The 26439-nt window shown below is 69.3% G+C and carries 30 protein-coding genes; 21 read left to right on the forward strand and 9 right to left on the reverse strand.

Annotated elements, in window-relative coordinates; translation table 11 throughout:
- Positions 1–71: 71 nt before the first annotated feature.
- From ACOQFR_RS11980 to ACOQFR_RS12000, 5 genes are all read left to right on the forward strand, one after another.
- Positions 72–1961, forward strand: coding sequence for an ATP-binding cassette domain-containing protein (locus ACOQFR_RS11980; protein WP_421382194.1), 1890 nt, complete (start codon positions 72–74; stop codon positions 1959–1961).
- 51 nt (positions 1962–2012) lie between these two features.
- Entirely contained in the window at positions 2013–3533 is a 1521-nt protein-coding gene (locus tag ACOQFR_RS11985; protein WP_421382197.1) for a fumarate hydratase, read from the forward strand.
- A 249-nt stretch (positions 3534–3782) separates the two neighbouring features.
- Positions 3783–3992: a cold-shock protein gene (locus ACOQFR_RS11990; RefSeq protein ID WP_026816018.1), complete on the forward strand. Its 210-nt coding sequence runs from the start codon at positions 3783–3785 to the stop codon at positions 3990–3992.
- Positions 3993–4108: 116 nt separating this feature from the next.
- On the forward strand, positions 4109–4741 hold the full coding sequence (locus ACOQFR_RS11995; protein ID WP_421382201.1) for a glutathione S-transferase family protein: 633 nt from the start codon (positions 4109–4111) through the stop codon (positions 4739–4741).
- Positions 4742–4745: 4 nt separating this feature from the next.
- Complete coding sequence (locus tag ACOQFR_RS12000) at positions 4746–5438, forward strand: hypothetical protein (protein ID WP_421382203.1); 693 nt, start codon at positions 4746–4748, stop codon at positions 5436–5438.
- A gap of 21 nt (positions 5439–5459) precedes the next feature.
- Here the strand turns inward: ACOQFR_RS12000 and ACOQFR_RS12005 are convergent, their stop codons facing one another.
- Positions 5460–6071: an arylesterase gene (locus tag ACOQFR_RS12005; RefSeq protein ID WP_421382205.1), complete on the reverse strand. Its 612-nt coding sequence runs from the start codon at positions 6069–6071 to the stop codon at positions 5460–5462.
- 76 nt (positions 6072–6147) lie between these two features.
- Between ACOQFR_RS12005 and ACOQFR_RS12010 the strand changes: the two genes are divergently transcribed.
- Together ACOQFR_RS12010 and ACOQFR_RS12015 are read left to right on the forward strand one after the other, a co-directional pair.
- Positions 6148–6849, forward strand: coding sequence for an ABC transporter ATP-binding protein (locus tag ACOQFR_RS12010; protein WP_421382207.1), 702 nt, complete (start codon positions 6148–6150; stop codon positions 6847–6849).
- Positions 6846–9347 carry an ABC transporter permease gene (locus ACOQFR_RS12015; protein ID WP_421382209.1) on the forward strand — a complete coding sequence of 834 codons (2502 nt, stop codon included), beginning with the start codon at positions 6846–6848 and terminating at the stop codon, positions 9345–9347. Before ACOQFR_RS12010 ends, ACOQFR_RS12015 begins: the two co-directional genes overlap by 4 nt.
- Positions 9348–9353: 6 nt before the next feature.
- Here ACOQFR_RS12015 and ACOQFR_RS12020 read toward each other — a convergent pair whose 3' ends face one another.
- Both ACOQFR_RS12020 and ACOQFR_RS12025 read right to left on the reverse strand, forming a co-directional pair.
- The gene (locus ACOQFR_RS12020) at positions 9354–9842 is read right to left on the reverse strand and encodes a DUF456 domain-containing protein (RefSeq protein ID WP_421382211.1); all 489 of its coding nucleotides are present in this window, start codon (positions 9840–9842) and stop codon (positions 9354–9356) included.
- A gap of 85 nt (positions 9843–9927) precedes the next feature.
- A complete protein-coding gene (locus ACOQFR_RS12025) occupies positions 9928–10428 on the reverse strand; it encodes a fasciclin domain-containing protein (RefSeq protein ID WP_421382213.1) in 501 nt (166 codons plus the stop codon).
- Between the two features lie 181 nt (positions 10429–10609).
- Here ACOQFR_RS12025 and ACOQFR_RS12030 point away from each other — a divergent pair, with 181 nt between their 5' ends.
- A complete protein-coding gene (locus ACOQFR_RS12030) occupies positions 10610–11455 on the forward strand; it encodes an alpha/beta fold hydrolase (protein ID WP_421382215.1) in 846 nt (281 codons plus the stop codon).
- Here ACOQFR_RS12030 and ACOQFR_RS12035 read toward each other — a convergent pair.
- Positions 11445–11843 carry a hypothetical protein gene (locus tag ACOQFR_RS12035; RefSeq protein WP_421382217.1) on the reverse strand — a complete coding sequence of 133 codons (399 nt, stop codon included), beginning with the start codon at positions 11841–11843 and terminating at the stop codon, positions 11445–11447. The genes ACOQFR_RS12030 and ACOQFR_RS12035 overlap by 11 nt on opposite strands.
- Before the next feature lie 102 nt (positions 11844–11945).
- A complete protein-coding gene (locus tag ACOQFR_RS12040; RefSeq protein WP_421382219.1) occupies positions 11946–12410 on the reverse strand; it encodes a peptidoglycan-associated outer membrane lipoprotein precursor in 465 nt (154 codons plus the stop codon).
- A gap of 125 nt (positions 12411–12535) precedes the next feature.
- Between ACOQFR_RS12040 and ACOQFR_RS12045 the strand changes: the two genes are divergently transcribed.
- Entirely contained in the window at positions 12536–13336 is an 801-nt protein-coding gene (locus ACOQFR_RS12045; RefSeq protein ID WP_421382221.1) for a tRNA threonylcarbamoyladenosine dehydratase, read from the forward strand.
- Here ACOQFR_RS12045 and ACOQFR_RS12050 read toward each other — a convergent pair.
- Together ACOQFR_RS12050 and ACOQFR_RS12055 are read right to left on the reverse strand one after the other, a co-directional pair.
- Positions 13311–14105: a TatD family hydrolase gene (locus ACOQFR_RS12050; protein ID WP_421382223.1), complete on the reverse strand. Its 795-nt coding sequence runs from the start codon at positions 14103–14105 to the stop codon at positions 13311–13313. The genes ACOQFR_RS12045 and ACOQFR_RS12050 overlap by 26 nt on opposite strands.
- On the reverse strand, positions 14102–14350 hold the full coding sequence (locus ACOQFR_RS12055) for a DUF6116 family protein (RefSeq protein WP_421382225.1): 249 nt from the start codon (positions 14348–14350) through the stop codon (positions 14102–14104). Before ACOQFR_RS12055 ends, ACOQFR_RS12050 begins: the two co-directional genes overlap by 4 nt.
- A 136-nt stretch (positions 14351–14486) precedes the next feature.
- Between ACOQFR_RS12055 and ACOQFR_RS12060 the strand changes: the two genes are divergently transcribed.
- The 4 genes from ACOQFR_RS12060 to ACOQFR_RS12075 all read left to right on the forward strand — a co-directional run bounded on the left by ACOQFR_RS12060 (position 14487) and on the right by ACOQFR_RS12075 (position 19764).
- Positions 14487–15173: a glycine zipper 2TM domain-containing protein gene (locus ACOQFR_RS12060; protein ID WP_421382227.1), complete on the forward strand. Its 687-nt coding sequence runs from the start codon at positions 14487–14489 to the stop codon at positions 15171–15173.
- Between the two features lie 123 nt (positions 15174–15296).
- Positions 15297–16460, forward strand: coding sequence for an acyl-CoA dehydrogenase family protein (locus ACOQFR_RS12065; RefSeq protein WP_421382229.1), 1164 nt, complete (start codon positions 15297–15299; stop codon positions 16458–16460).
- A gap of 83 nt (positions 16461–16543) precedes the next feature.
- The gene (locus ACOQFR_RS12070; RefSeq protein WP_421382231.1) at positions 16544–18820 is read left to right on the forward strand and encodes a thiamine pyrophosphate-dependent enzyme; all 2277 of its coding nucleotides are present in this window, start codon (positions 16544–16546) and stop codon (positions 18818–18820) included.
- A gap of 47 nt (positions 18821–18867) precedes the next feature.
- Entirely contained in the window at positions 18868–19764 is an 897-nt protein-coding gene (locus ACOQFR_RS12075) for an adenylate/guanylate cyclase domain-containing protein (protein ID WP_421382233.1), read from the forward strand.
- Between the two features lie 42 nt (positions 19765–19806).
- Here the strand turns inward: ACOQFR_RS12075 and ACOQFR_RS12080 are convergent, their stop codons facing one another.
- Both ACOQFR_RS12080 and ACOQFR_RS12085 read right to left on the reverse strand, forming a co-directional pair.
- Positions 19807–20691, reverse strand: coding sequence for a phosphate/phosphite/phosphonate ABC transporter substrate-binding protein (locus tag ACOQFR_RS12080; protein WP_421382235.1), 885 nt, complete (start codon positions 20689–20691; stop codon positions 19807–19809).
- A gap of 68 nt (positions 20692–20759) precedes the next feature.
- Positions 20760–21632, reverse strand: coding sequence for a YgfZ/GcvT domain-containing protein (locus ACOQFR_RS12085; RefSeq protein WP_421382237.1), 873 nt, complete (start codon positions 21630–21632; stop codon positions 20760–20762).
- 24 nt (positions 21633–21656) lie between these two features.
- On the opposite strand from ACOQFR_RS12085, the gene ACOQFR_RS12090 reads away from it, so the two are divergent.
- From ACOQFR_RS12090 to ACOQFR_RS12125, 8 genes are all read left to right on the forward strand, one after another.
- Complete coding sequence (locus ACOQFR_RS12090; protein WP_421382239.1) at positions 21657–21833, forward strand: DUF1674 domain-containing protein; 177 nt, start codon at positions 21657–21659, stop codon at positions 21831–21833.
- A 57-nt stretch (positions 21834–21890) separates the two neighbouring features.
- Complete coding sequence (sdhC, locus tag ACOQFR_RS12095) at positions 21891–22286, forward strand: succinate dehydrogenase, cytochrome b556 subunit (RefSeq protein WP_421382241.1); 396 nt, start codon at positions 21891–21893, stop codon at positions 22284–22286.
- Positions 22283–22660 carry a succinate dehydrogenase, hydrophobic membrane anchor protein gene (sdhD, locus tag ACOQFR_RS12100; RefSeq protein WP_421382243.1) on the forward strand — a complete coding sequence of 126 codons (378 nt, stop codon included), beginning with the start codon at positions 22283–22285 and terminating at the stop codon, positions 22658–22660. Before sdhC ends, sdhD begins: the two co-directional genes overlap by 4 nt.
- Positions 22661–22702: 42 nt before the next feature.
- Positions 22703–24493 (forward strand): succinate dehydrogenase flavoprotein subunit, encoded by a 1791-nt coding sequence (sdhA, locus tag ACOQFR_RS12105; RefSeq protein WP_421382245.1) that lies wholly within the window; start codon positions 22703–22705, stop codon positions 24491–24493.
- A gap of 70 nt (positions 24494–24563) precedes the next feature.
- A complete protein-coding gene (locus ACOQFR_RS12110) occupies positions 24564–25346 on the forward strand; it encodes a succinate dehydrogenase iron-sulfur subunit (protein ID WP_421382247.1) in 783 nt (260 codons plus the stop codon).
- Positions 25347–25354: 8 nt separating this feature from the next.
- Positions 25355–25774, forward strand: a complete 420-nt coding sequence (locus tag ACOQFR_RS12115) for an MAPEG family protein (protein ID WP_421382249.1) — start codon at positions 25355–25357, stop codon at positions 25772–25774.
- Positions 25771–26019: a succinate dehydrogenase assembly factor 2 gene (locus ACOQFR_RS12120; RefSeq protein ID WP_421382251.1), complete on the forward strand. Its 249-nt coding sequence runs from the start codon at positions 25771–25773 to the stop codon at positions 26017–26019. Before ACOQFR_RS12115 ends, ACOQFR_RS12120 begins: the two co-directional genes overlap by 4 nt.
- Before the next feature lie 31 nt (positions 26020–26050).
- Positions 26051–26437: a hypothetical protein gene (locus tag ACOQFR_RS12125; RefSeq protein ID WP_421383285.1), complete on the forward strand. Its 387-nt coding sequence runs from the start codon at positions 26051–26053 to the stop codon at positions 26435–26437.
- Positions 26438–26439: the final 2 nt, after the last annotated feature.

The following is a 26439-nucleotide window of genomic DNA, read 5'->3' on the forward strand; positions in this document are numbered from 1 at the left end:
TAATGCGGGGATGGCCGATCTTATCGCCTAAGACCCGGGCCGAGGTGGCCGCTTGCCTGTAAACTGGCGGCATGTCCCTGATCTCACTCCAAGGCGTCGACTACGGCGTCGGCGGTCCCCTGCTGCTGCAATCCGTCAGCCTGTCGATCGAGCGCAACGAGCGCGTCTGCATCGTCGGCCGCAACGGCGCCGGCAAGTCCACCCTGCTGCGCCTGCTGTCGGGCGAAATCACGCCCGACGACGGCGTGATCGTGCGCGAGGGCCGCATCGCCGGCCTCGCCCAGGAGGTTCCCAAGGACCTCTCGGGCAGCGTGTTCGACGTGGTCTCGATGGGCCTGGGCGAGCTGGGCGCCGACCTGGCGCGCTACCACCACATGCTGCACGACGGCATGGACATCGACATGGACGAGCTGGGCACGGTGCAGGCCCGCATCGAGGCCGGCAACGGCTGGGCGATCGAACAGCGCGTGGAGCAGGTGATCAGCAAGCTGGACCTGCCCGAGGACGCCGAGTTCTCGGCGCTGTCGGGCGGCATGAAGCGGCGCGTGCTGCTGGCGCAGGCCCTGGTGGCCGCCCCCGACCTGCTGCTGCTCGACGAGCCCACCAACCACCTGGACATCGAGTCCATCGCCTGGCTCGAGGAGTTCCTGAAGAATTTCGGCGGCAGCGTGGTCTTCGTCACCCACGACCGCGAGTTCCTGCGCAACCTCGCCACCCGCATCCTGGAAATCGACCGGGGCCAGGTGACCAGCTGGCCGGGCGACTACGACAACTTCCTCCGCCGCCGCGAGGAGCGCCTGCACGCCGAGGCCCAGGCCAATGCGCTGTTCGACAAGAAGCTGGCGCAGGAGGAAGTGTGGATCCGGCAGGGCATCAAGGCCCGGCGCGTGCGCAACGAGGGCCGCGTCACCGCGCTCAAGGCCCTGCGCCGCGAACGCGCCGAACGTCGCGAGCAGGCGGGCAACGTCAAGCTGGCCGCCGCGGGCGCCGAAAAGTCGGGCCGCAAGGTGTTCGACGCCAAGCACGTGAACTTCGCTTTCGGCGACCGCGTGCTGGTGCGTGATTTCAGCACCGTCATCCAGCGCGGCGACAAGATCGGCCTGATCGGCCCCAACGGCTCGGGCAAGACCACCCTGCTCAAGCTGCTGCTGGGCGACCTGCAGCCGCAGTCGGGCACCGTGGCCATCGGCACCAACCTGGAAGTCGCGTTCTTCGACCAGCTGCGCGGCGCCCTGCGCGAGGACTGGAACGCGCTCGACAACGTCTCGGAAGGCCGGGAGTTCATCGAGATCAACGGCAGCCGCAAGCACGTGATGGGCTACCTGCAGGATTTCCTGTTCAGCCCCGACCGTGCGCTGGCCCCGATCACCAAGCTCTCGGGCGGCGAGCGCAACCGCCTGCTGTTGGCCAAGCTGTTCGCCAAGCCGTCCAACCTGCTGGTGATGGACGAACCCACCAACGACCTGGACGTGGAAACGCTGGAGCTGCTCGAGGAGCTGCTGATCGACTACCCCGGCACCCTGATCCTGGTCTCGCACGACCGCGCCTTCCTGGACAACGTGGTCACCAGCTCGCTGGTGATGGAAGGCAACGGACGGGTAGGGGATTACGTGGGCGGCTACACCGACTGGCTGCGCCAGCGGCCGATCGCGCAGCGCATCGCCGCGGCCGCCGCCGCGACGCCGCGACTCACGCCGCAGGTGGCGCCGACACCCAGGGCGGCCGCCGCGCCCGTGCCCGAAGCCAAGCGCAAGCTGTCGTACAAGGAGCAGCGCGAGCTGGAAGCCTTGCCCGGGCGCATCGAGGCCCTGGATGCGGAAGTGGCCGCGATGACCGCGCAGATCCAGGACCCGGCCTTCTACCGCCAGGGTCCCGAGGCCGTCACCGCCGCCAACGGCCGCCTGGCCGCCCTGCAGTCCGAACTCGAGCAGGCCTACGCCCGCTGGCAGGCGCTCGAATAAACCGCCTGCGGGGGTAAAATGGCGGCCTCGCGCATCGTCCCAAGGCCCGCCGTGTCCCAGCCGATCAAGCAGGAAGATTTCATCCAGAGCGTCGCCGACGCGCTGCAGTACATCTCGTACTACCACCCGGTGGACTACATCCGGAACCTCGCCGCCGCCTACGAGCGCGAGCAGTCGACGGCCGCGCGCGATGCGATCGCCCAGATCCTGATCAACTCCCGCATGTGCGCCGAGGGCCACCGTCCGATCTGCCAGGACACCGGCATCGTCACCGTCTTCCTCGAGATCGGCATGGACGTGCGCTGGGCCGACGCCACGATGGGCGTGGAGGACATGGTCAACGAGGGCGTGCGCCGCGCCTACAACCACCCCGACAACAAGCTGCGCGCCAGCGTGCTGGCCGATCCGGCCGGCAAGCGCAGCAACACCAAGGACAACACGCCGGCCGTCGTCAACTTCAAGGTGGTGCCGGGCGATACCGTGGACGTGATCGTGGCGGCCAAGGGCGGCGGCTCGGAAGCCAAGTCCAAGTTCGCCATGCTCAATCCCTCCGATTCGATCGTGGACTGGGTGCTGAAGACCGTGCCGACCATGGGCGCCGGCTGGTGCCCGCCCGGCATGCTCGGCATCGGCATCGGCGGCACCGCCGAGAAGGCCATGCTGCTGGCCAAGGAGGCGCTGATGGAGCCGATCGACATCACCGACCTGCAGGCGCGCGGCGCCTCCAACCGGGCCGAGGAGCTGCGGCTGGAGCTGTTCGAGAAGGTCAATGCGCTCGGCATCGGCGCCCAGGGGCTGGGCGGCCTGACCACGGTGCTGGACATCAAGGTCAAGGACTATCCGACGCACGCCGCCAACCTGCCGGTGGCGATGATTCCGAACTGCGCGGCCACCCGTCATGCGCACTTCACCCTCGATGGCAGCGGCCCGGTGATGCTCGAGCCGCCGTCGCTGGAAGACTGGCCCAAGCTGACCTACGACACGTCCAAGGGCCGCCGCGTCGACCTGGACAAGATCACCCGCGAGGACGTGGCCAGCTTCCGCCCCGGCGAAGTGCTGCTGCTCAACGGCAAGCTGCTCACCGGCCGCGACGCTGCCCACAAGCGCATGGTGGACATGCTCAATCGCGGCGAGCCGCTGCCGGTGGACCTGCGCGGCCGCTTCATCTACTACGTCGGCCCGGTGGACCCGGTGCGCGACGAGGTGGTGGGCCCGGCCGGCCCGACCACCGCCACCCGCATGGACAAGTTCACCGAGCAGGTGCTGGCCCAGACCGGCCTGATGGGCATGGTCGGCAAGGCCGAGCGGGGGCCGGTGGCGATCGAGGCCATCCGCAAGCACGGCTCGGTCTACCTGATGGCCGTGGGCGGCGCGGCCTACCTGGTCTCCAAGGCCATCAAGGCCTCCCGGGTGGTGGGGTTTGCCGACCTGGGCATGGAGGCCATCTACGAATTCGAGGTCCGGGACATGCCGGTCACCGTGGCGGTGGACTCCACCGGCGAGTCGGTGCACCGGACCGGGCCGAGGGAATGGCAGTCCCGGATCGGCAAGATCCCGGTTGTCCTGGACTGAGGCGGGGCTGCCCGGGAACCTGAACGCCAGGCCCGGCGGCGGGTCCAAACCCCCGAAAGCATTGGCATTCCGCGCCGGAAAGGCGTATGGTCGCCGGCGACTGTGTTTGCGAAGGGTCACTGTGAATCGTGGCCTGATGCGGTAGATCCATCGATCCGCTACATCTTTTCACCTCGCTCTCCTTGCAACCCCAGTCGCGCGGCAGCCAGTGCTGCCGACGCTTCTTTCACTTGTTCCAAGGAGATTCAAATGTCGGATCGTCAGATCGGTACCGTTAAGTGGTTCAACGACGCCAAGGGCTTCGGCTTCATCAGCCGCGAGAACGGCGAAGATGTGTTCGTGCACTTCCGTTCCATCCAGGGCACGGGCTTCAAGTCCCTGCAGGAAGGCCAGAAGGTGTCCTTCAAGCTCGTCAAGGGCCAGAAGGGCATGCAGGCTGACGAAGTGCAGCCCATGTAATCGAGTCCCCACGGACCCGAACGAGCCCCGGCCGAAACGCCGGGGCTTTTTTTTTGGCTGCCGCCGTGCCCGGGCCGTCGTATGCTTCCGCTTCCCCCGGTAGCACGGAAGCCTGCATGTACACCCTCTACTATTCGCCCGGCGCCGCCAGCCTGGTCGTGCACTGGCTGCTGATCGAGATCGGCGCCAAACACGAGCTGCGCAAGCTCGACCTCGCCGGCGGCGAGCACAAGCGACCCGAGTACCTGGCGATCAATCCCAGCGGCGTGGTGCCCACGCTGCTGATCCATGGCGAACCGGTCAGCGAATGCGCCGCCCTGGTGCTGCACCTGGCGGATGCCCATCCGAGCTTCGGCCTCGCGCCGGAGCCGGGTACGGTGGAACGTGGCCGGTATTACCAGTGGATCCTGCACCTGGCCAATACCCTGCAGCCGGCGTTCCGCGTCTGGTTTTATCCCGCCGAGGCGGCTGGCGAAGCCAATGGCGAGGCCGCGCAGGAGCAGGCGCGGCTGCGCGTGGAGGCCTGCTGGGACCGCATCGAGGCGCACCTGGCCAAGCGTGGCCCCTACCTGCTGGGCGCGTCCGCCAGCGCCGCGGATTTCTACCTGACGATGCTGATGCGCTGGTCGCGCAACATGCCGCGGCCGGCCACGCACTGGCCGCAGCTGGCCGCGCTGGCCCAACGCATGAAGGCGCGCCCTTCGTTCCGGGTTCTGTACGAACGCGAAGGCCTCACCGAGTGGTCCTGATCCCGTGAACACCCGCGCCGTCCTTTTGGCTGGAGCCAGTGGCCTGGTGGGCGGGCTGGTGCGCCAGCAGCTGCTGGCGCAGCCGCAGGGCCCGCGCGTGATCGCGCCGCTGCGCCGGTCGCTGGCGGCGCCGACACCCCGGTGGATCGAGCTGGTGGACACGCTGGAAGCGCCCGCGGGTGACGACCCGCTGCGCGCGCCGCTGGCGGCCGCCGCGCCGGTACTGGATGCCTACGTCTGCTGCTTGGGCACCACCCTCCGCACGGCCGGCTCGCGCGAGCGCTTCCTGGCGGTGGACCGCGACCTGGTGCTTCGCCTGGCGGAACTGGCGCGCGGGCAGGGCGCCCGCCACGCCATCCTCGTGTCGTCGGTTGGCGCCAGCCCGCAGTCGGGGAACTTCTACCTGCGCGTCAAGGGCGAAACCGAACGTGCGCTGGGCGAACTGGGCTTTGATCGGGTGGATATGCTGCGGCCCGGCCTGCTGCTGGGTGACCGCGCGGAATCGCGTCCCGCCGAGTCGGTGATGCAGGCCGTGGCCCCCGTCACCAACCTGCTGATGCCCGGTGCGCTGAGCCGCTACCGCGCGATTCGTGCGGAAACCGTCGCCGCGGCCGCCGTGGCGCTGCTGGCGGAAAGGACGCCGGGCCGTTTCGTGCACGAACACGCGGCGCTGCAGTCCCTCGCCGGCAATCGCTGAGGCCGCCGGCCGGCACAACGCTCAGCGCAGCAGAGGCTCCAGCTGGGGCCACACGTGGTCGCGCAGCTTGGGCTGCGCCGACGCCACCGGATGCAGGTTGTCGGGCTGGAAATTGTCCAGGCTGCCGGCAATCGGTTCGAGCAGGAAGGGCACCAGGCTCGCGCCATGCGCCTTGGCAAGCTCGCGGTAGTTGGCTTCGAAGCCGCGCGTATAGTCCGGCCCAAAGTTCGGCGGCAGGCGCATGCCCAGCAGCAGCACGCGCGCGCCGGAGGCCTTGGCCGCGACGATCATGCGCTCCAGGTTGGCGCGGGTCTGCTCCAGCGGCAGGCCGCGCAGGCCGTCGTTGGCGCCCAGCTCGATCACCACCACCGCCGGCTTGTGGCGGGCCAGGTCGGCAGGCAGCCGCGAGACGCCGCCGGCGGTGGTCTCGCCGCTGACGCTGGCATTGACCACCTTCCAGCCGGGACGCTGCTGCTTGATGCGTTGAGCCGTCAGGGACACCCAGCCCTGTTCCGGGGCGAGGCCATAGGCGGCCGAGAGCGAGTCGCCCATGACCAGGACGGCCTTGGCCCGCGGGGTCGGGGCGGCGTGCGCCAGCATCGCCGGCAGCGCAAGTGCCAACAGCAGGGCCATGACGCCCCGTTGAACCTGCCGCGTCCATGCTCCATATCCTTGTTTCATCTCTTCCACTCCGTTCCAGAGGATTCTCATGGCCGACAGCCACGATCTGCCCGTTGCCAGCCGCGAGGCCCTGAAGGCCCAGGCCCTCGGCAAGCGGGTGCCGCTGCCTGCCGGCGAGCTCACCATTCTTGATGGGGTCGGTTTTACCATCACCCAAGGTGAAGCCGTTGCCATCGTCGGTGCCTCCGGTTCAGGCAAGAGCACGCTGCTGTCGCTGCTGGCGGGGCTGGACGTGCCCAGCAGCGGCAGCGTCACGCTGGACGGCGAGCCGCTGTCGGCCCTGGACGAGGACGGCCGGGCGCGGGTGCGCGGCGCCAAGGTGGGCTTCGTGTTCCAGAGTTTCCAGCTGCTGCCGTCGCTGACCGCGCTGGAGAACGTGATGCTGCCGCTGGAGCTGCGCGGCGACGACGATGCCGAGGGTCCGGCCCGGGCCATCCTGTCGCAGGTCGGCCTGGGCGAGCGGCTGGGGCACTATCCGCGCCAGCTCTCGGGCGGCGAGCAACAGCGGGTGGCGCTGGCGCGGGCCTTCGTTACGCGGCCGGCGGTGCTGTTCGCCGACGAGCCCACCGGCAACCTCGACACCGCCACCGGCCAGGCGATCGTGGACCTGCTGTTCCAGCTCAATCGCGAGGCCGGCACCACCCTGGTGCTGGTGACGCATGACGAAAGGCTGGCGGCGCGTTGCGGCCGCGTGCTGCGCCTGGATTCGGGCCGACTGGTGTCGGCATGAAGTCGCTGGCCCTGGCCTGGCGCCAGCTGCGGCGCGATTTTGCCGCCGGCGACGTGCGCATCCTGCTCGCCGCGCTGGTGCTGGCCGTGATGGCGGTCACCTCCGTGGGCTTCGTCACCGACCGCGCCGAACGGGCGCTGGCCGTGGAGGCCAATCGCCTTCTGGGCGGCGACGCCGTGCTGCGCGCGGATGGCCCGATCACGGGCGCGGTCCGCGAGGCGGCCGCGGCGCCGGGCCTGCAGCAGACCGAGACGCTGGGCTTCCCCAGCATGATCCGCGCAGGCAGTGCCCTGCGACTGGGTGAGCTCAAGGCGCTGGGCGAAGGCTTCCCGCTGCGCGGCGAATTCCGCCTGCTCGATCCGGCCACCGGCGGTGACGTGGCGGCGCAGGGCGTTCCCGCGCCGGGCACGTTGTGGCTCAGCCGCGCGGGCGCGGATGCGCTGGGTGCGCGCATCGGCGACCGCATCGGCATCGGCACCAGCGAGCTGCAGCTGGCCGCGCTGGTGGTGCAGGAGCCCGATGCCGCGCTCGATTACTTCAACACCGCGCCGCGCGTATTCCTCAACCTGGCCGATGTTCCGGCCACTGGCCTGGTGCAGGAAGGCAGCCGCATCACCTACCGGCTGGTCGTGGCCGGTGACGCGTCTGCGGTGGAAGCCTTCTCCCGCGTTGCGCGCGACAACCTCGGCCGCGGCCAGCGGCTCGAGACCGCCGGCGATGCGCGCCCCGAGATACGCAACGCGCTCGACCGCGCGGGCCGCTTCCTGGGCTTGGCCGCGCTGGTGTCTGTGGTGCTGGCGGCGGTCGCCGTGGCCATGGCCGCGCGCCGCCACAGCGCCCGCCACCTGTCGGGTTCGGCGGTGATGCGCTGCCTGGGCGCCAGCCAGAACACCCTGGTCGCGATCCATGCCGGCGAGCTGCTGATGCTGGGCCTGATAGGCAGCACGCTGGGCGTTGCGCTGGCCTTCGGCCTGCAGTGGCTGGTAGCGGACTGGCTGACCTCGGCGCTCAAGCTGTCCATTCCCGCCGCTGGGTGGCTTCCCGCGCTGGAAGGTTATGGCGTCGGCCTCACGGTGCTGCTGGCCTTCGGTGTTCCGCCGGTACTTGCGCTGCGCCGCGTCCCCGCGCTGCGCGTGCTGCGTCGTGACCTGGATCCGACCGAACCCAGCGCTTGGCTGGTCGCCCTGGCCGGTTTCAGCGGGCTGGCGCTGCTGCTTTGGTGGAAGGCCGGGTCGGCCACGCTCGGGATGGCCATGCTGCTGGGCATCGTCATCACCCTGGCGGTTCTGGCGGGCCTGGCCTGGCTGCTGATCGCGCTGCTGCGCCGGGTGCGCTCGCGCCTGCGCGGGCCCTGGCGCTATGGCCTGGCCAACGTGAGCCGCCGTGCAGGCGCCAGCATCGCCCAGGTGTCGGCGCTGGGCCTGGGCCTGATGGCGCTGCTGCTGCTCACGTTCGTGCGCACCGACCTGCTGGACCGCTGGCGCGACGCGCTGCCCGCGGACGCGCCGAACCGTTTCATCGTCAACGTGCAGCCCGACCAGGTGGCGCCGGTGCGCGAGTTCCTGGCTGCACAGGGCGTCAGCGATCCGGTGCTGTATCCGATGATCCGCGCGCGCCTGCTAGAAGTGAATGGCGCGCCCGTGGATGCGAGCCAGTTTGGCGAGCAGGGCGGTCGCGCGCGCCGCATGGCGGAGCGCGAGTTCAACCTGTCGCAATCCACGGGGCCGCGTGCAGACAATGAAATCGTCGCGGGCCGCGACTGGTCGTCCGGGCCGACGGCCGAACCGGAGCTCTCGGTGGAGGAGGAGTTCGCCACCACGCTGGGCTGGAAACTCGGCGACCGGGTCAGCTTCGACATTGCCGGCGCCACCCATACCGCGCGCATCACCAGCCTGCGCAAGGTGGACTGGGAGAGTTTCCGGCCCAACTTCTTCGTGATCGGTTCGCCCGGCTCGCTCGACGCCTATTCGGGCAGCCACATCACGGCGGTCAAGGTGCCGCCGGACCGCCCGCGCTTCACCGCCGACCTCGTGGCCGCATTCCCCAACCTGTCGGTGGTGGACATCGATGCCGTGCTGGCCCAGGTGCGCGGCACGGTGGACCAGGTGTCCACCGTGGTCGAAGCGGTGTTCTATTTCTCGCTGGCCGCCGGCGTGCTGGTGCTGCTGGCCGCGGTGAGCGCCAGCCAGGACGAGCGACTGCTGGAAGGCGGCGTGATGCGCGTGCTGGGCGGCAGCCGGCGACAGCTGCGCTGGGCGCAGGTCTCGGAGTTCTCGGCCATCGGCCTGCTGTCGGGGCTGGTGGCGGCGATCGCCGCCTCGGTGCTGGCCGGCGTGGTGGCCACCGAAGTGTTCGACCTGCCCTGGACGCCGGATCCGGCGCTGGCGGCGACGGGCGCTGCGGTGGGCACGCTGGCGGCGCTGGTGGCGGGTCTGTTCGCAACGCGGCGCGTGATCAGCGCGCCGCCCTCGGTCACCCTGCGCGAACTGCAGGGCTGAGGACGCTCAATCCCACCAGAGCGCCACCGCAAAAACACCCAGCATCGTGAAGGCCAGGGCCAGCTTGAGCGCCGCGCCCAGCGCCAGGCCTACCCAGGTGCCGAGGCCAACCTTCGAGGCCGCGCGCCACTCGCGGCCATCGGCCATCTCGCCGGCGGCCGCGCCGAGGAAGGGGCCGGCCAGCAGGCCGGGGATGCCGAAGAAGATGCCAATCAATCCGCCCAGCCCGGCGCCGAACAGCGCCTTGTTGGACGCACCCACGCGCTTGGCGCCGACCACGCTGGCCAGCACATCCACCGCGATAGAAACCAGCACCAGCAGGCCCAGCACCGTGAGCGTGCCGCCGCCGATGCGGGTGAAGTCGCCGGCCCAGGCCGCCAGCAGCATGCCGCCGAACATCAGCGGCAGGCCCGGGAGGACGGGCAGCACCGTGCCCATCAGGCCAATGAGGATCAGGGCGCCGGCAACGAGGTAGTACGCGGTCTGGGTGTCCATGCCGGCAGCATACCAAGACCCTGCCGCCGCAAATGAAACGGCCCGCTTGCGCGGGCCGTCCGGGATGAACCCATGGGCGCGGGAGTTACTCCGGCATGATCACCGTGTCGATCACGTGGATCACGCCATTGCTGGCCTTGATGTCGGTGGCGGTGACGGTCGCCTCGTCCACCTTCACGGTGCTGCCGTTGACGGTGATGTCGGCGGCGGCGCCATTTACGGTGGTGGCGGTGTCGAGCTTGACCACGTCGGCGGCGGTGACCTTGCCGGCGACCACGTGATAGGTCAGCAGCGCGACCAGCTTGTCCTTGTTCTCGGGCTTGAGCAGGTTCTCGACCGTGCCGGCCGGCAGCTTCTCGAAGGCGGCGTCGGTCGGCGCGAACACCGTGAACGGACCTTCGCCCGACAGGGTCTCGGCCAGGCCAGCGGCCTTCACGGCGGCGACAAGGGTCTCGAAGTCCGGGTTGGCCGCGGCGACGTCGACGATGGTGCCGGCCTTCGCTTCCTTATGATGGTCGGCGAGGGCGGGGGTGGCGACGGCGGCGGACATCATGAGGGCGAGCAGGCTCTTGCGAAGAAGGGTCATCGTTGTCTCCTGGGATGGGGGGTGCCCGGTCAGGCACGGAGCGAGAGTGCGCGAGGCGCTGTCGTTTCCGCGTCGGTTTCGCGTCATGACGGCGCGACCGCCAGGTGCACGTGGCGTGATTCGCCCTCGGCGTGGCGGCAGCCAATGGGTATGCTCAGCGTCCCCGACGGATCGCGCTCCCATGCCTGCAAAAGAAATCACCGTGCTCTCCACCGATGGCCACCGCAGCAAGCTCCGCCTGCACGAGGCCAAAGGCTCGGGTGAGGGCCTGCTGTTCCTGCCAGCCCTGGGTGTCGCTGCGCACAAGTACGATGGCTTCGGCCAGGCGATGGCGGCTGCCGGCGTGACTTGCGCGGTCCACGAGTGGCGTGGCCATGGCAGCAGTTCGCTGCGTGCATCGCGTCGCGTGGACTGGGGCTACCGCGAGTTGCTGCAGCAGGACCTGCCCGCCGCGGTGCAGGCATTGGCCGGCTCCGGGTCGGCGCCGCGGTGGCGCGTGGGTGGCCACAGCCTGGGTGGCCAGATTGCCGCCATGGCGGCGGCGCAGGACCCGCACCGATTCCCTGGACTGTTGCTGCTGGCCACCGGGGTGCCGCACTACACCACGTTCCGCGGACGCCAGCGTTGGGGCGTGGCCCTGTTCGCGTCGATGCTGCCGTTGCTGACCCGCGTGGTCGGCCATTACCCGGGGGAACGCCTGGGATTCGCGGCCCGCGAAGCCGGCCGCCTGATGCGCGATTGGGCGGCGAGCGCGCGCAGCGGCCGCTATGCCGACTACGGCGGCGCGCCGATGGAGGCCGCACTGTCGCGCTACGACCAGCCGGTGCTGGCCCTGCGGCTTTCCCGCGACTGGCTGGTGCCGTCCGACTCGCTGGAGGCCCTGCTGGCCAAACTGGGGCGCGGGCCGCACCAGCGTGAGACATTGGACGACGCCCGCCTGGGGACGACGGCCGACCACTTCCGGTGGATGCGGACACCGGCCGCCGTCGCGGCCCGCATCGCCGACTGGATGCGCCTCAGCCCTTGAAGTCGCGGTGGCAGGCCTGGCAACCGTTGGAGACCCGGTCGAGCACCACACGCGCTGCGGCGCAGTCGGCCGGCGGCGTCGACACAGCCGCGTCCAGCGCAGCCCGGAGATCGCTGGCGTACTGGATGAAGCGCTCGTCGTCCTGGGTCGGCAGGAAGGCCGGCTCCAGGTCGTTGCTGACGTGGCGCAGTGTCTGCAGGCGCGGGCTGAGATCGGTGGCGGCGCAGCGGTTCTGCTTCAGGGACTGGTCCAGGCCCTTCATCTGCGCGCCCATCACCGCCATCACGCCATTGGGATAGGCGGTGCCCTGCCGCAGGGAATTCATCAGGATGAGCGTGCACAGGGCGCCCACCACCAGGCCGATGACGCCGACGATCAGGGTACGCATGGTCCACTCCATGAAAAAGCCGCCGTGAAGATATCACGGCGGCTTTCCACCACTACACGCTGCGGCGGGGTCGGTGCCGGGCACGCCCCGGAAGCGCCGGCCTCAGCGCAGCGGGATCAGGCGGGTGCCATCCACGCGCACGTAGGCGCCTTCGCGGATGTCGTTGCCCAGGCTGTTGCGGTTGACGACGAGCATGCGTCCGTCATCCATGCGGATGTGGATGTCGAAGGTCTCTTCGTTGACCTTGTTCTCGATGGCGTTGCCCGCGACGGCGCCGGCAACCGCACCCGCCACCGTGGCGGTGTTCTTCTTGCCCTGGCTGCCATGGCTCGGGATCTCGCGGGCGGCGACGGCGCCGACCAGGCCGCCCAGAACCGCGCCGGTGCGCGAGTTGCTGCGGGCGCCATAGACCTTCTCGATGCGTTCGATGCGGCCGCAGTCGTAGCAGCGCTGCGGCTCGGAGTAGCCGGAGGAATAACCACCACCGTAGCCGGTGGAGCGCGGTGCGCTGGCGCACGCGGCGAGGGTGGCGGTGAGGGCGGCGGCGATCAGCAGTTGGCTCTTCATGGCGGAGTCCTTGGTGGGGGTAAGGCTGGGCTGACTCTGGACCGTAACGGCTGAACCGGCCCCGACCAGCCACGAGGACGGAAGAGGAAGGTTCAGGCGGGTGACGGTGGCGTAAAATGTCCGGCATGACGACCTCCCTGCTGCAGCGCTTCGCCGGCATTGACCGGCTTTACGGACGCGGCGCCGCCGAGCGGCTTTCCACGCGCCAGGCCTGCGTGGTCGGCCTGGGCGGGGTCGGTTCCTGGGCGGTCGAATCCCTGGCCCGTAGCGGGGTCGGCAAGCTGGTGCTCATCGACGCCGACGAGGTCTGCGTCAGCAACACCAACCGCCAGCTGCATGCGCTGGACGGTCACTACGGCCAGGGCAAGGCCCAGGTGCTGGCCGAGCGCTGCCGCGCGATCAATCCCGACATCCGGGTCACTGTCGTGCCGAGCTTCCTCACCCCGGGCAACCTGGAGTCGCTGCTCGACGACGGCCACCACGTCGTGCTCGATGCCTGCGACAGTTTCCGCAGCAAGCTGGAGATGATCGCCTGGTGCCGGCGCCGCAAGCTGCCGGTCATCGTCTGCGGCTCGGCGGGCGGGCGCACCGACCCGACCCTGGTGCGGGTGCGCGACCTCTCCCGCACCGAGCAGGACGCCCTGCTGGCACTGGTTCGCAAGCACCTGCGATCGGGATTCGGCTTTCCGCGCAATCCCGACCGCTACTTCGGCGTGCCGGCGGTCTATTCGCTGGAGAACGTGAAGTACCCGCAACCGGACGGTGGGGTCTGCGGCATCCGTCCGAAGCTGGGCGCGGATGCGGCCCTCAAGCTCGACTGCGGCGCCGGACTGGGCGCGGCGACCCACGTCACCGGCACGTTCGGATTCGCGATGGCCGGCAAGGCCATCGAGCTGCTGCTCAAGCCTGGGCCAGCGGCGGGCTGACCGGCCAGGGACCGAACAGGCGCGCCGCGTTGGCCGAGGTCGCCTGCGCCACCTCGGCTTCGTCCTGGTCGCGAAGCGCCGCCACCACGCGCAACACTTCGGGCAGGCGTCCGGGCTCGTTGCGCTGGCCGCGATGGGCGGCGTCGGGCTGGTCCGGCGCGTCGGTCTCCAGCAGCAGGAACTCGATGGGCATCGTCGCCACCGTGCGGCGCAGACGCTGGGCGCGTTCGAAGGTGACCGGCCCGCCGATGCCCAGGCAGAAGCCCAGGTCGAACAGCTGGCGCGCCTGCACCTCGCTGCCCGACCAGCTGTGCACGACCCCGCACAAGCCACCGGTGCGGCGCACCCGGCTGATCACTTCGTCCACGGCGCGGCGCGCATGCACGACCAACGGCAGCGCATGCTCGCGGGCCAGCTCCAGCTGACGCTGGAAGTACTTGCGCTGTTCCTCGGGATCAAGCCCGGGAACGAAGTAGTCCAGGCCACATTCGCCAACGGCGGCGGGGCGTTCGCGTTCTAGCCAGTCGGACAGCTCGTCCAGATGCGCGGCCTGGTGCTGGTCCAGGAACATCGGATGCAGGCCATAGGCCGGCCGCAGCCCGGGATCGGCGGCGCAAAGCGCTCGGATCACCGGCCAGGACGCCCGGTCCACCGCCGGCAGCAGCTGCGCGACGACGCCTGCCGCGCGCGCCCGCGCGATCACCGCCGGCCGGTCCGCATCGAACTCGGACGCGTCCAGGTGGCAGTGGCTGTCCACCAGCGGGTTCATTCGCGGCGCGATTCACCGTCGAGGGTGACGCCGGGTGCGGGTGGCGCGGCGGGTGGCGTCGCCTGGTCACGCTTCCAGGTCGCCAGCATCAGCGTGGCCAGGCCCATCAGGATCTCGTCGATGAAGGGCAGGGGATCGAGGATGAAGGTGTTGAGGATCCACAGCACCAGGGTGATGAAGAACAGCGTCGGGAAGCGCAGGCGGCTGGCGAAAGCGACCAGCGGACCGGTGAGGGGGTGGGGCATGGCGGGCTCCGATCGGGGCGTCGACGCAAAATTAACACGTCGGGCGGCACTGCCCGGCTTCTGGAAGGGTTCAGCAAGCCGGGCACACTCTCCCCCTGCGCAGGCGGGGCACCCGTCGCCAAACGAGGACTAGACCATGAACAAGACCGTATTGGCCGTGCTGGCCGGAATGTTGGCGGGAGGCGCCGCGATCGCGGCCTACCAGACCTTTTCGACTCCCTACGCGGAGGTGGTGTCCGCCACCCCGATCACCGAACGTGAACCCATCTACGGCGAGGTGCTGGCGAGCAATGCCGTGACCGAGATGCGCACCGGATCGCGCCAGGTCTGCGAGGACGTGACCGTGGAGAAGCGCCGTCCCGAGCGCTTCGGCAACAAGGACGGCGCCGTGATCGGTGCCGTCGTGGGCGGCCTGATCGGCAACCAGGTTGGCGGCGGCAGCGGCAAGAAGGTCGCCACCGTGGCCGGTGCCGTCGGCGGCGGCTTCGCCGGCCGTGAAATCGACCGTCGCCACGTCGGCGGCCAGCGCTACACGGAAGTCGAGCAGCGCTGCCGCACCGTGTCCGAACCGCGTGAGGAAGTGATCGGCTACGACGTCGAGTACCGTGACGAGAACGGGAAGATCGCCACCACCCGCGTGGACGAGAAGCCGGGCGACCAGGTCCGCCTGGGTGAGCGCGACAAGGTGGTGGGCTACGACGTCACCTGGCGCTACGAGGACCAGACCGGCTCGCTGGTGATGGACCAGGACCCGGGCGACCGCCTGCCCATGCGGGACGGCGCGATCGCCGTGTCCCCGGACCAGGTCGCCCCGCGCGGCTGAGCCGGTCTTCACGCGGTACCCGGAAGGGCCGGCCATGCCGGCCCTTCTTCATTGCAGGCTGCAGGGAGGGCGCGGGACGGGCTAAAATGCCCGACTTTCCCAGCGACCGCAGAATCCGCCCCCATGGCCCTGAATCCGACCGACCTGTTCGACATCCGCAGCCTGCTCTCCGAAGAGGAGCGCATGATCCAGGACAGCGTCGCCCGCTTCACCGACGAACGCGTGCTGCCCATCATCGGCGACTGCTTTGACCAGGGCCGGTTCCCGAAGGAACTGGTGCCGGAAATCGCCGCGATGGGCCTGCTGGGCTCGTCGCTGCCCGAGAAGTACGGCTGCGCCAACCTCAACGCGGTCAGCTACGGCCTGATCTGCATGGAGCTCGAGCGCGGCGACTCCGGCATCCGCAGCTTCGTCTCGGTGCAGAGCTCGCTGTGCATGTATCCCATCTATGCCTACGGCACCGAAGAACAGCGCATGAAGTACCTGCCGGGCATGGCCCGCGGCGAGATCATCGGCTGCTTCGGCCTGACCGAGCCGCACGGCGGCTCGGATCCGGCCAACATGAAGACCACCGCCCGCAAGGACGGCGGCGACTGGGTGATCAACGGCGCCAAGATGTGGATCACCAACGGCAACCTGGCCGACATCGCCATCGTCTGGGCCCAGACCGACGAAGGCATCCAGGGCTTCATCGTCGAGAAGGGCACCAAGGGTTTCGCGGCCCAGGAAGTGCACAAGAAGATGAGCCTGCGCGCCTCGGTCACCTCGGCGCTGTTCTTCGACGAAGTGCGCGTGCCCGACAGCCAGCGCCTGCCGAACGTCAAGGGCCTCAAGGGCCCGCTGGGCTGCCTGACCCAGGCCCGCTACGGCATCACCTGGGGTCCGATCGGCGCCGCCATCGCCAGCTACACCTCGGCGCTGGAGTACTCCAAGACCCGCATCCTGTTCAACCGCCCGATCGCCGCCACCCAGGCCGTGCAGCTCAAGCTGGCCGAGATGGCCCGCCGCATCACGCTGGCGCAGCTGCTGTCGCTGCAGCTGGGCCGCCTGAAGGACGCCGGCACCATGCAGCCCGCCCAGGTCTCGCTGGCCAAGTGGAACAACTGCCGCATCGCGCTGGACATCAGCCGCGAAGCGCGCGACATCCTGGGCGGTGCCGGCATCACCACCGAGCACCCGCCGATCCGCCATGCGCTCAACCTCGAGTCCGTGATCACCTACGAGGGCACCGAGACGGTGCACCAGCTGGTGATCGGCCGGGAAGTGACCGGCATCAACGCGTTCTGATCCTTTGCGCGGGGGCGCGGCAACGCGTCCCCGTCGCCGCACGGCGCGCCCGGCGCGCTGCACCCGCGCCTTCCGAGACCGCCATGTCCGCCGCCACGCCCCTGATCCCCGCCCGCCAGAAAGACGTCAACCGCGCCAAGGTCTGCGACGACAACTTCATCGAATTCGTGCAGGGCTGGCAGGGCCGGCCGGAGCCGCGCCCCGCGCCGCACGAGCCCGTGCTGGAAGGCAGTGCCTGCACCGCGGCCGATTTCCTGGACCTGTTCGAATCCCAGCTGGTGTCGCGCCACCTGGACCTGATGGCGCGCGTGCTGCGCGTGCAGCAAAAGGTCTTCTACACCATCGGTTCGTCAGGCCACGAAGGCAACGCGATGGTCGCGCGGCTCACGCGCCATACCGATCCGGCCTTCCTGCACTACCGCTCCGGCGGCTTCATGGCCGAGCGCTTCCGCAAGCTGCCGGGCATGGACCCGGTGATGGACTCGGCGCTCAGCTTCGCCGCCAGCAGCGAGGACCCGATCTCCGGCGGCCGCCACAAGGTCTGGGGCAGCAAGCCGCTGTGGGTGCTGCCGCAGACCTCCACCATCGCCTCGCACCTGCCCAAGGCCCTGGGCACCGCGATCGCCATCGAGCAGGCCCGCCGCATCGGCCATGCGCTGCCGATCCCGGACGATTCCATTGCCATTTGCTCCTTCGGCGACGCCTCCAGCAACCACGCCACGGCGCAGACCGCGTTCAACACCGCGCAGTGGACCGCCTACCAGAAGCTGCAGGCACCGGTGCTGTACGTGTGCGAGGACAACGGCATCGGCATCTCGGTGAAGACGCCGGGCGGCTGGATCGCCAACGCGTTCCGCGACCGCCACGGCCTGGACTATTTCTACGCCGACGGCCTGGACATCGCCGAAGGCTACGGCCAGGTGCAGGCCGCGGTGGAACACTGCCGCCGCAGTCGCCGGCCGACCTTCCTGCACCTGCGCACCACGCGGATCATGGGCCACGCCGGCACCGACTTCGAGATCGAGTGGCGCAGCTTCGAGGAACTGATGGCGGTCGAAGCCAGCGATCCGCTGCTGCGTTCGGCGCAGATCGCCCTGCAGTCGGGCCTGATGGGCAAGGACGAGCTGCTGGCGCGCTACGAAGCGATGCGCCAGCGCTGCTTCGCCGCGGCCGAGGAGGCCGACCGCAAGCCCAAGCTGACCGACCTGGCCGAAGTGATGCGCCCGCTGGCGCCCTACACGCCGGACCGGGTCGCGGCCGAAGCCGCCCGCAGCGACTACGCCGAAAAGCGCCTGGCCGTGTTCGGCAGCGAGGCCAAACTGCCGGAGAACCAGCCGCCGCGGCACCTGGCGATCCAGATCAACCAGGCCCTGCACGACCTGTTCTGCAAGTACCCCGAGGCGCTGCTGTTCGGCGAGGACGTGGCGCAGAAGGGCGGCGTGTACACCGTCACCAAGGGCCTGCACAAGGCGTTCAAGAACGCCCGCGTGTTCAACACGCTGCTGGACGAGACCATGATCCTGGGCCTGGCCCAGGGCTATGCCAACGTGGGCATGCTGCCGATGCCCGAGATCCAGTACCTGGCCTATTTCCACAACGCCTGCGACCAGATCCGCGGCGAGGCCTGCAGCCTGCAGTTCTTCAGCAACGGCCAGTTCCGCAACCCGATGGTGATGCGCATTGCTTCGCTGGGCTACCAGCGCGGTTTCGGCGGCCATTTCCACAACGACAACTCCATCACGGCCCTGCGTGACATCCCGGGCCTGGTGGTGGGCTGCCCCAGCCGCGGCGACGATGCCGCCACGATGCTGCGCACGATGATGGCGCTGGCCAAGGTGGACGGCCGCGTCTGCGCCTTCCTCGAACCCATCGCCCTGTACATGACCAAGGACCTGTACGAGGCCGGCGACGGCGAATGGCTCACGGCCTATCCGGCGCCGGACCAGGCCATGGTGCTGGGCGAGGAGCGCGTGTATTTCCCCGAGGCCACCGACCTGGTGATCTTCAGCTTCGGCAACGGCCTGCCGATGAGCCTGCGCGCCGCGCGGGAGATCGAACGCGCCCAAGGCTGGCGGGTCCGCGTGGTGGACCTGCGCTGGCTGCAGCCGCTCAACACCGAAGCCATCGCCCGCCATGCCATGCAATGCGCAAGGATCCTGGTGGTGGACGAGGGCCGGCGCTCGGCCGGCGTGGGTGAGGGCATCATCACGGCGGTCGTCGAGGCCGGGCAGGGCGCCAAGCCGCTGCGGCGGGTGGTGGGTGAAGACACCTACACCCCGCTCGCCGGCGCCGCCTTCCTAGTGATCCCGAGCGAGGCGGACATCGTGGCGATGGCCGCCGACCTGGCCAAAGACCGTTGATCACGACGAAGCATGAAAGCTTCGCGCGCTTCGCCTAGACTGCAGCCATGAGCCATTCCCGGCCCCAGACCATCCTGTTCGCCGACGTCAGCGGCAGCACCCGGCTGTTCGAGAGCCGCGGCGACGTCGAGGCGCGCCGCCTGATCGCGGCCGTGCTCGATGCGCTGACCCAGGTCTGCCAGCAGCACGGCGGCCGGGTGATCAAGACCATCGGCGACGAGATCATGTGCACCTTCCCGGGTGCGCTCAACGGTGTGCTGGCGGCCTGCGACATGCAGCGGCGCATGGGGCGCGACATCAATTTCGTCCGCGACAGCCTGGCGGTGCGCATCGGCCTGCACCACGGGGATGCCCTGGAAGAAGCCGACGGCGACGTCTACGGCGACGCGGTCAACACCGCCGCACGCATGGCCTCGCTGGCCAAGCGCGAGCAGGTCGTCACCACGGCCGCCACCTACGACAGCCTGAGCGGCAAGGTTCCCGAGGCGCGCAGCCTGGGCAAGGCGCGCGTCAGCGGCAAGCTGCTGCCGATCGAGATCGTGGACCTGGTCTGGCAGGAAGACACCTCCGGCATGACCATGGTCCAGAGCGCCGTCCGCATCGGCGACCTGCCGGGCACGGGCGCGGTGTTGAAGCTGCGCCACCGGGGCCAGACGGTCGAGCTCAAGCCCGAGTCCGAACCCTTCGCCATGGGTCGCGAGCCCAGCAACCACCTGACGGTGGAGGCGGACTGGGTCAGCCGCACGCACGCCACCATCGAGTACAAGCGCGGTCATTTCATGATCGCCGACCGCTCGACCAATGGCACCTACGTGCGCATCGGCGAGGACGACGAGCAGAAGGTGCACCGCGACGAGCTGCACCTGCGCAAGTCCGGCACCATCAGCCTGGGCCAGAGTTTCGGCGTCAACACCGGCGACATCATCTACTTCGACGCCGACTGAACCGCGGCGTCGTGATGCCGCCGCGGCGCGCCCGGCACTCGATCAGCGGCCGGCCTCGACCTCGATGCCACCTGTCACTTCGACCTCTTCCTCGGGCGTCGCGACCGGGGCAGGCGCTGCGCCCGCCTTCGGCTTGTAGCCGAACACGCCGCGCAGCAGGCGCTCGCTGCCGGCGTACTCGGCCGCGGTGGCGGTGACGAACTGGCTGGCACCCAGCTCCACCAGCACCTCGTACAGCGCATCGTCCTGGTGCAGCTTCAGCATTGCGTCCGACACTGCCTTGCGCACGTCGGCCGGCACGGTGCCGCCCGCGCTGAGCGCACGGCCGGGGAACTCGCGCGACTCCGACACGACCGACAGGTTGGGGTACAGGGTGGCGATGTAGTTGGGCACCATCGCCGCCTCGGTTTCCTGGTTGAAGGCCATGTCGATGCCATCGCGCCAGGTGGCGGCCAGCGACAGGATCTCGGGCTGCGCGATCGGGTTGCGGTAGAGCTCACCCAGCAGCAGGTAACCCATGCTGGGCGAGGGCATGCTGACGACGCGGTAGCCGATCAGGCCGGTGGTGCCGCCTTCGGCGATGCTCGGATCGGCGACCAGCGAATAGCGTGTGGTCTCGGCCACGCGCACCAGCGGCACGAAGCCCAGCCGGTCGGCGCGGAAGTCGGTGAAGTGCGCTTCCTCGAAGGCGAAATCGGTCTTCGAGCCCGAGCGCAGGTCACGCCAGTACACGTGGTAGTTGGTGGCGGTCTTGAGCACGAACTTGTGTCCGGTGCTCGAGGAGAGGTAGTCCAGCAAGGGCTTGTAGACTTCCCGGGCCTGCGCCGGCGGGTAGTTGGGCTCCACGGCCAGCGTGTATTCGGCGCCCATGGCCGGCATCGCGAACATCGAAAAAACGAAGGCCGCCAGGCCCCTGTTGAGCTTCATGATGTAGTCCTCCCTGTGCCCGGCGGTATAGCAGACATCCTGCTTTTTAGCCAACCGTGACGCGGGTCTCAGGGCTGTCGGGCAAGGCCGCCAAGCAAGGGCAGGCGGTGGCAGGGATGTCCCCCGGCCTGGAACGGACCTTCAGCGCCCGCGGCCATCACGGCCAGGCCGATGCCTCCGTCCGAGCCGGCGCAAACCAGGGTCCCGGTCGCACCGGCCTCGTCGGCAACCGCCATGCCGGCCATCAAGCCCTGGCCCGACAGCCGCACCAGTCCGCGCTTGGCCTGGCCCAGGTAGTGGGTCCGGGCCACGATTTCCTGGCCGGGATAGCAGCCCTTCTTGAGGCTGAAGGCGGCCAGCCGGTCCAGCGACAGCATCTGCGGCGTCCAGGCCTCGCGCTGCGACTCGGGCAGCCGAGGCAGGCCGTGGGCCAGGTCGGCCTCGCGCCAGGCCGCGTCCAGCCGGTCCTCGGCGGGGCGGCGCTGCGGGCTGTCGGGCGGCAGCAGGCACAGCGTCCGCGGTCCGCCTTCGCCGCCCAGGTCCAGCGACCACCCATGTTCCGCGTCGCCGAGTGCCTGGTCGGGGGCCGCGAATTCTCGGGTCGGGCCTGCGGCCACGACCCAGCCTGTGGCCGCGTCCAGCTGCAGCTTGCTGCGGAACACGTAGCGTTGCAGCGCCGACTTCAATGCCTCGGCCGGATGATCGGGCAGCACCAGCAGGAACGACGCCTCGTCCTGGCGCAGCAGCGCGAACAGGGCGATCACGCGCCCCTTGGCCGTAAGCCAACCGTTCCAGTGCCACTGGCCGGGGGCCAGCGCAAGCACGTCGTTCATCGTCTGCGCCTGCAGGAACGCTGCCGCATCCGGGCCATGCACGGCCAGCAGTTCGAAGCCGGACAGGGCAGGGCAACCTTCTACGACCAGATTTGTCTTGAACGTCATGGGGGTGGGACTTAACATTGCCGGATGGTGACCGAGCCGCGAATCATAGGCGAAACAGCGACGTCCACCGAGCCTGCCTCCCTGCCTCCGGACGCGTCGCCGGCTCCTGCGGCTGCGCCGGTCGAGATCGGCGGCCGGAACGGACCCGACCCCACCCGCTACGGCGACTGGGAAAAGAACGGACGCTGCATCGACTTCTGAACGCGGCGCACACGCGGCGCCCCTGAAACTCCACGCAAACCGAGACGAGCGCAGCCCATGGCGACGCCAAAAAGACCGCTGTCCCCCTTCATGATCGGCCCGTACTACAGGCCACAGATCACCAGCATGATGTCCATCCTGCATCGCGCCACCGGCGTGGCGCTGGCGGTGGGCTCGCTGGTGCTGGCGGCCTGGCTGGTCGCCGCCGCCGGCAGCGCCGAGGCCCACGCGGCCTTCATGGCCTGCCTGGCCTCGGTTCCCGGCAAGGTGGCCCTGTTCGGCTTCTCGGCCTGCCTGGTCTACCACTTCCTCAACGGCATCCGGCACCTGTTCTGGGACGCCGGGCACGGCTACGAAATCCCCAAGGTCTACGCCAGCGGCTACGCCGTGCTGGTGCTGTCGGTGCTGCTCACCGCGGCCCTGTGGTGGTTCGCGCTGGGAGGTGCGGCATGAGCCTGCGCAACCCGATCGCCCGCGCCAAGGGCCTGGGCTCGGCCAAGGACGGGACCGGCCACTGGTGGTCGCAGCGGCTTACGGCGATTGCGCTGGCCGGGCTCACGCCCTGGTTCGTCGTGTTCGCCGTGAACCTGCTCGGGGCCGACCAGGTCGCGGTCCGCGCCGCCATCGCCCAGCCGCTGACGGCGTCGCTGCTCAGCGCCTTCGTGCTGTCCCTGTTCTGGCATGCCCAGCTCGGCCTGCAGGTCGTGGTCGAGGACTACATCCACGGCGCCTTCGAACTGGTGCTGCAGGTGCTGATCAAGTTCACCTTCGCGCTGGCCGCCATCGCCTCGCTGCTGGCCATCGGCCGGATCGCCTTCACCGCCTGATGCGCGCGCCCGCCCGCATCGCCGACAACTCCTGAGAACGCCATGACGTCCGCCTACAAGATCCACGAGCACACCTACGACATGGTCGTCGTCGGCGCCGGTGGTGCCGGTCTCCGCGCCACCTTCGGCCTGGCCCAGAAGGGCCTCAAGACCGCCTGCATCAGCAAGGTGTTCCCGACCCGCTCGCACACGGTGGCCGCGCAGGGCGGCATTTCGGCCGCGCTGGGCAACATGGGCGAGGACGACTGGCGCTTCCACTTCTACGACACCATCAAGGGCTCGGACTGGCTGGGCGACCAGGACGCGATCGAATACATGTGCCGCGAGGCAATCCCGGCCATCATCGAGCTCGAGCACCAGGGCGTGCCGTTCTCGCGCACCGAAGATGGCCGCATCTACCAGCGCCCCTTCGGCGGCATGACCACGCATTACGGCAAGGGAACCGCGCAGCGCACCTGCGCGGCGGCCGACCGCACCGGCCACGCCATCCTGCACACGCTCTACCAGCAATCCCTGGCGCACCAGGCCGAGTTCTTCATCGAGTACTTCGCGCTCGACCTGATCATGGACGCCGAAGGTGCCTGCCGCGGCGTGCTGGCGCTGGACATGGCCTCGGGCGAGCTGCACCTGTTCCGCGCCCAGGGCACGGTGCTGGCCACCGGCGGCTACGGCCGCGCCTACTTCAGCGCCACCTCGGCCCACACCTGCACCGGCGACGGCGGTGGCATGGCGCTGCGCGCCGGCCTGCCGCTGCAGGACATGGAGTTCGTGCAGTTCCATCCCACCGGCGTGTACGGCGCCGGCTGCCTGATCACCGAAGGCGTGCGCGGCGAAGGCGGCATCCTGCGCAACTCGGCCGGCGAACGCTTCATGGAGCGCTACGCGCCCAATGCCAAGGACCTGGCCTCGCGCGACGTGGTGTCGCGCTCGATGACCATCGAGATCCGCGAAGGCCGCGGCGTGGGCCCGAAGAAGGACCACATCCACCTCGACCTGACCCACCTCAACCCGGCCGACATCCACGAGAAGCTGCCGGGCATCGCCGAGACCGCGAAGATCTTCGCCGGCGTGGACGTCACCAAGCAGCCCATCCCCGTGCTGCCGACCGTGCACTACAACATGGGCGGCCTGCAGACCAATTACCACGGCGAAGTCGTCACGCTGAAGAACGGCAACCCCGACACCGTGGTGCCCGGCCTGTACGCGATCGGCGAAGCAGCCTGCGTGTCCGTGCACGGCGCCAACCGCCTGGGCTCGAACTCGCTGCTCGACCTGGTGGTGTTCGGCCGCGCGGTGGCCAACCGCTGCGCCGAGACCATCAAGCCTGGCGCGATGCATCCGACCCTGTCGCCGTCGGCCTGCGACGCCTCTCTGGCCAACCTGGACAAGATCCGCCACGCCAGCGGCGGCACGCCCACCGCCGTGATCCGCGACAACATGCAGCAGACCATGCAGGCCGACGCCGCGGTGTTCCGCACCGGCGAGACGCTGAAGGAAGGCGTGCGCAAGATCCTGGACGTGCATGCGTCCTTCGCCGACCTCAAGGTGACCGACCGCTCCCTGGTCTGGAACTCGGACCTGGTGGAAAGCCTGGAGCTGCAGAACCTGCTGGGCCAGGCCGTGGCCACCATGGTGTCGGCCGAGAACCGCAAGGAATCGCGCGGTGCGCATGCCCGCGAGGACTTCCAGGACCGCGACGACGTCAACTGGCACAAGCACACCCTGTGCTGGGTGGACGAGGCGGGCAAGACCACGCTCGATTACCGCCCGGTGCACATGTACACCCTGAGCAAGGACGTGGACGTGGTGCCGCCCAAGGCCCGCACCTACTGAGTCTCCCCTGATCCCGCCGCCGGGCCCAGGGCCCTACGGCACCCCATGCAGCAGCGCAGGAATCGAACAAATGGCTGAGTTCTCCCTCCCGAAGAATTCCAAGGTCACCCAGGGCAAGCACTTTCCCGCCGCCGGCGCGAAGAACGTGCGCACCTTCAAGGTCTACCGCTGGAACCCGGACGACACCGCCAACCCGCGCACCGACACCTACGACGTGGACATGGACGCGTGCGGCCCGATGGTCCTGGACGCGCTGATCAAGATCAAGAACGAGATCGACCCCACGCTGACCTTCCGGCGCAGTTGCCGCGAGGGCATCTGCGGCTCGTGCGCGATGAACATCGACGGCACCAACACCCTGGCCTGCACCAAGGCCATCGACGAGTGCGGCAAGAAGGAAGTGCCGATCTATCCGCTGCCGCACATGCCGGTCATCAAGGACCTGGTGCCGGACCTGAGCCACTTCTACGCCCAGTACGCCTCCATCAAGCCCTGGCTGCGCACGCAGAGCCCGGCCCCGGCCAAGGAGCGCCTGCAGTCCAAGGAAGACCGCGCCAAGCTCGACGGGCTGTACGAATGCATCCTGTGCGCGTGCTGCTCGACCAGCTGCCCCAGCTACTGGTGGAACGGCGACCGCTACCTGGGTCCGGCCGTGCTGCTGCAGGCCTACCGCTGGATCATCGACTCGCGCGACGAGGACACCGGGGCGCGCCTGGACGACCTCGAGGATCCGTTCAAGCTCTACCGCTGCCACACCATCATGAATTGCGCGCGCACCTGTCCCAAGGGCCTGAACCCGGCCAAGGCGATCGGCGAGATCAAGAAGCTGATGCTGCAGCGCCGCGGCGCCTGAGGCCGGCCATGACCCCGTCGCAATCCCTGCTGCTTCCCCTGCTGGCGATGGTGGGCCTGACCCTGGCGGTCTGGCTGCGCCTGTACGCGGTGCGCATACCGGAGATGCGCCGCCTGCGCATCGCGCCCCAGCGCCTGGCCGGCTCGGCCGACAAGCACCTGCTCAAGGACACGCGCGCCAGCGACAACTTCATCAACCTGTTCGAAGTGCCGGTGCTGTTCTACGTGCTGGTGCTGGCCACGGTGCAGCTGGGCCTGGCCGATGCCGGCTTCATCGCGCTGGCCTGGACCTTCGTGGTGCTGCGGGCGCTGCACAGCCTCATCCAGTGCAGCTACAACCGGGTGATGCACCGCTTCACCGTCTACTCGCTGGCCACGCTGGTGCTGTTCGTGTTCGCCGGCCGTTTGGCCTGGAAGCTGGCCGGGTGAGCGAGGACGCGGAACTTCGCCGGCTGCGCTGGCGTTGCCGGCGCGGCATGCGGGAACTCGACCAGCTGATGCTGCGCTATCTCGACGGCCGCTGGCCGCAGGCCTCCGAGGCCGAACGTGCCGATTTCCTACGGCTGCTGGACACCGAGGACGATAAGCTCTGGCGCTGGTTCATGGGCCGCGAACGGCCAGGGGACGACCTGCTTGCGCACCTCGTGCAGCGCATCATCGACTTGCCGCATTGACTGGCGGCCGTCGCGCCTGGTGGTGGCTGCCATGTGGCTGATGGCCGCGCTCGCGCCCGCGTCGCTGTTGTCCAGCGCCTTGCCGCTGGCCGTCAGTGTGCCTTTGTCCGGCCTGGCCACGGCCTGGGCGGTGCGGCTGGCGTGGCGCGAAGGCCGACGGGCGCCGCGCGTGTTCGAATGGGCCGGCGGTGACGCCCCGGCAAAGGTCGGGCAGGGCGCCTCGGCGCAGGCCTGGGACCAGGTCCGGGTGCACCTGCGTGGGCCGCTGGCCAGCGCCTCCGGGCGGGGCAGCGACGGCCGTCGCCTGCACCTGGTCTGGTGGCCCGATACCCTGTCGCCCGCCGCGCGTCGCCAGCTGCGGCTGGCGGTTCAAGTCAGCCGGCGTTCCGGCAAACCGCTGCGGCAACTGGCAGCATAGGA

It is taken from the genome of Arenimonas sp. MALMAid1274 (assembly GCF_049195245.1).
Classification (GTDB): Bacteria; Pseudomonadota; Gammaproteobacteria; order Xanthomonadales; family Xanthomonadaceae; genus Arenimonas.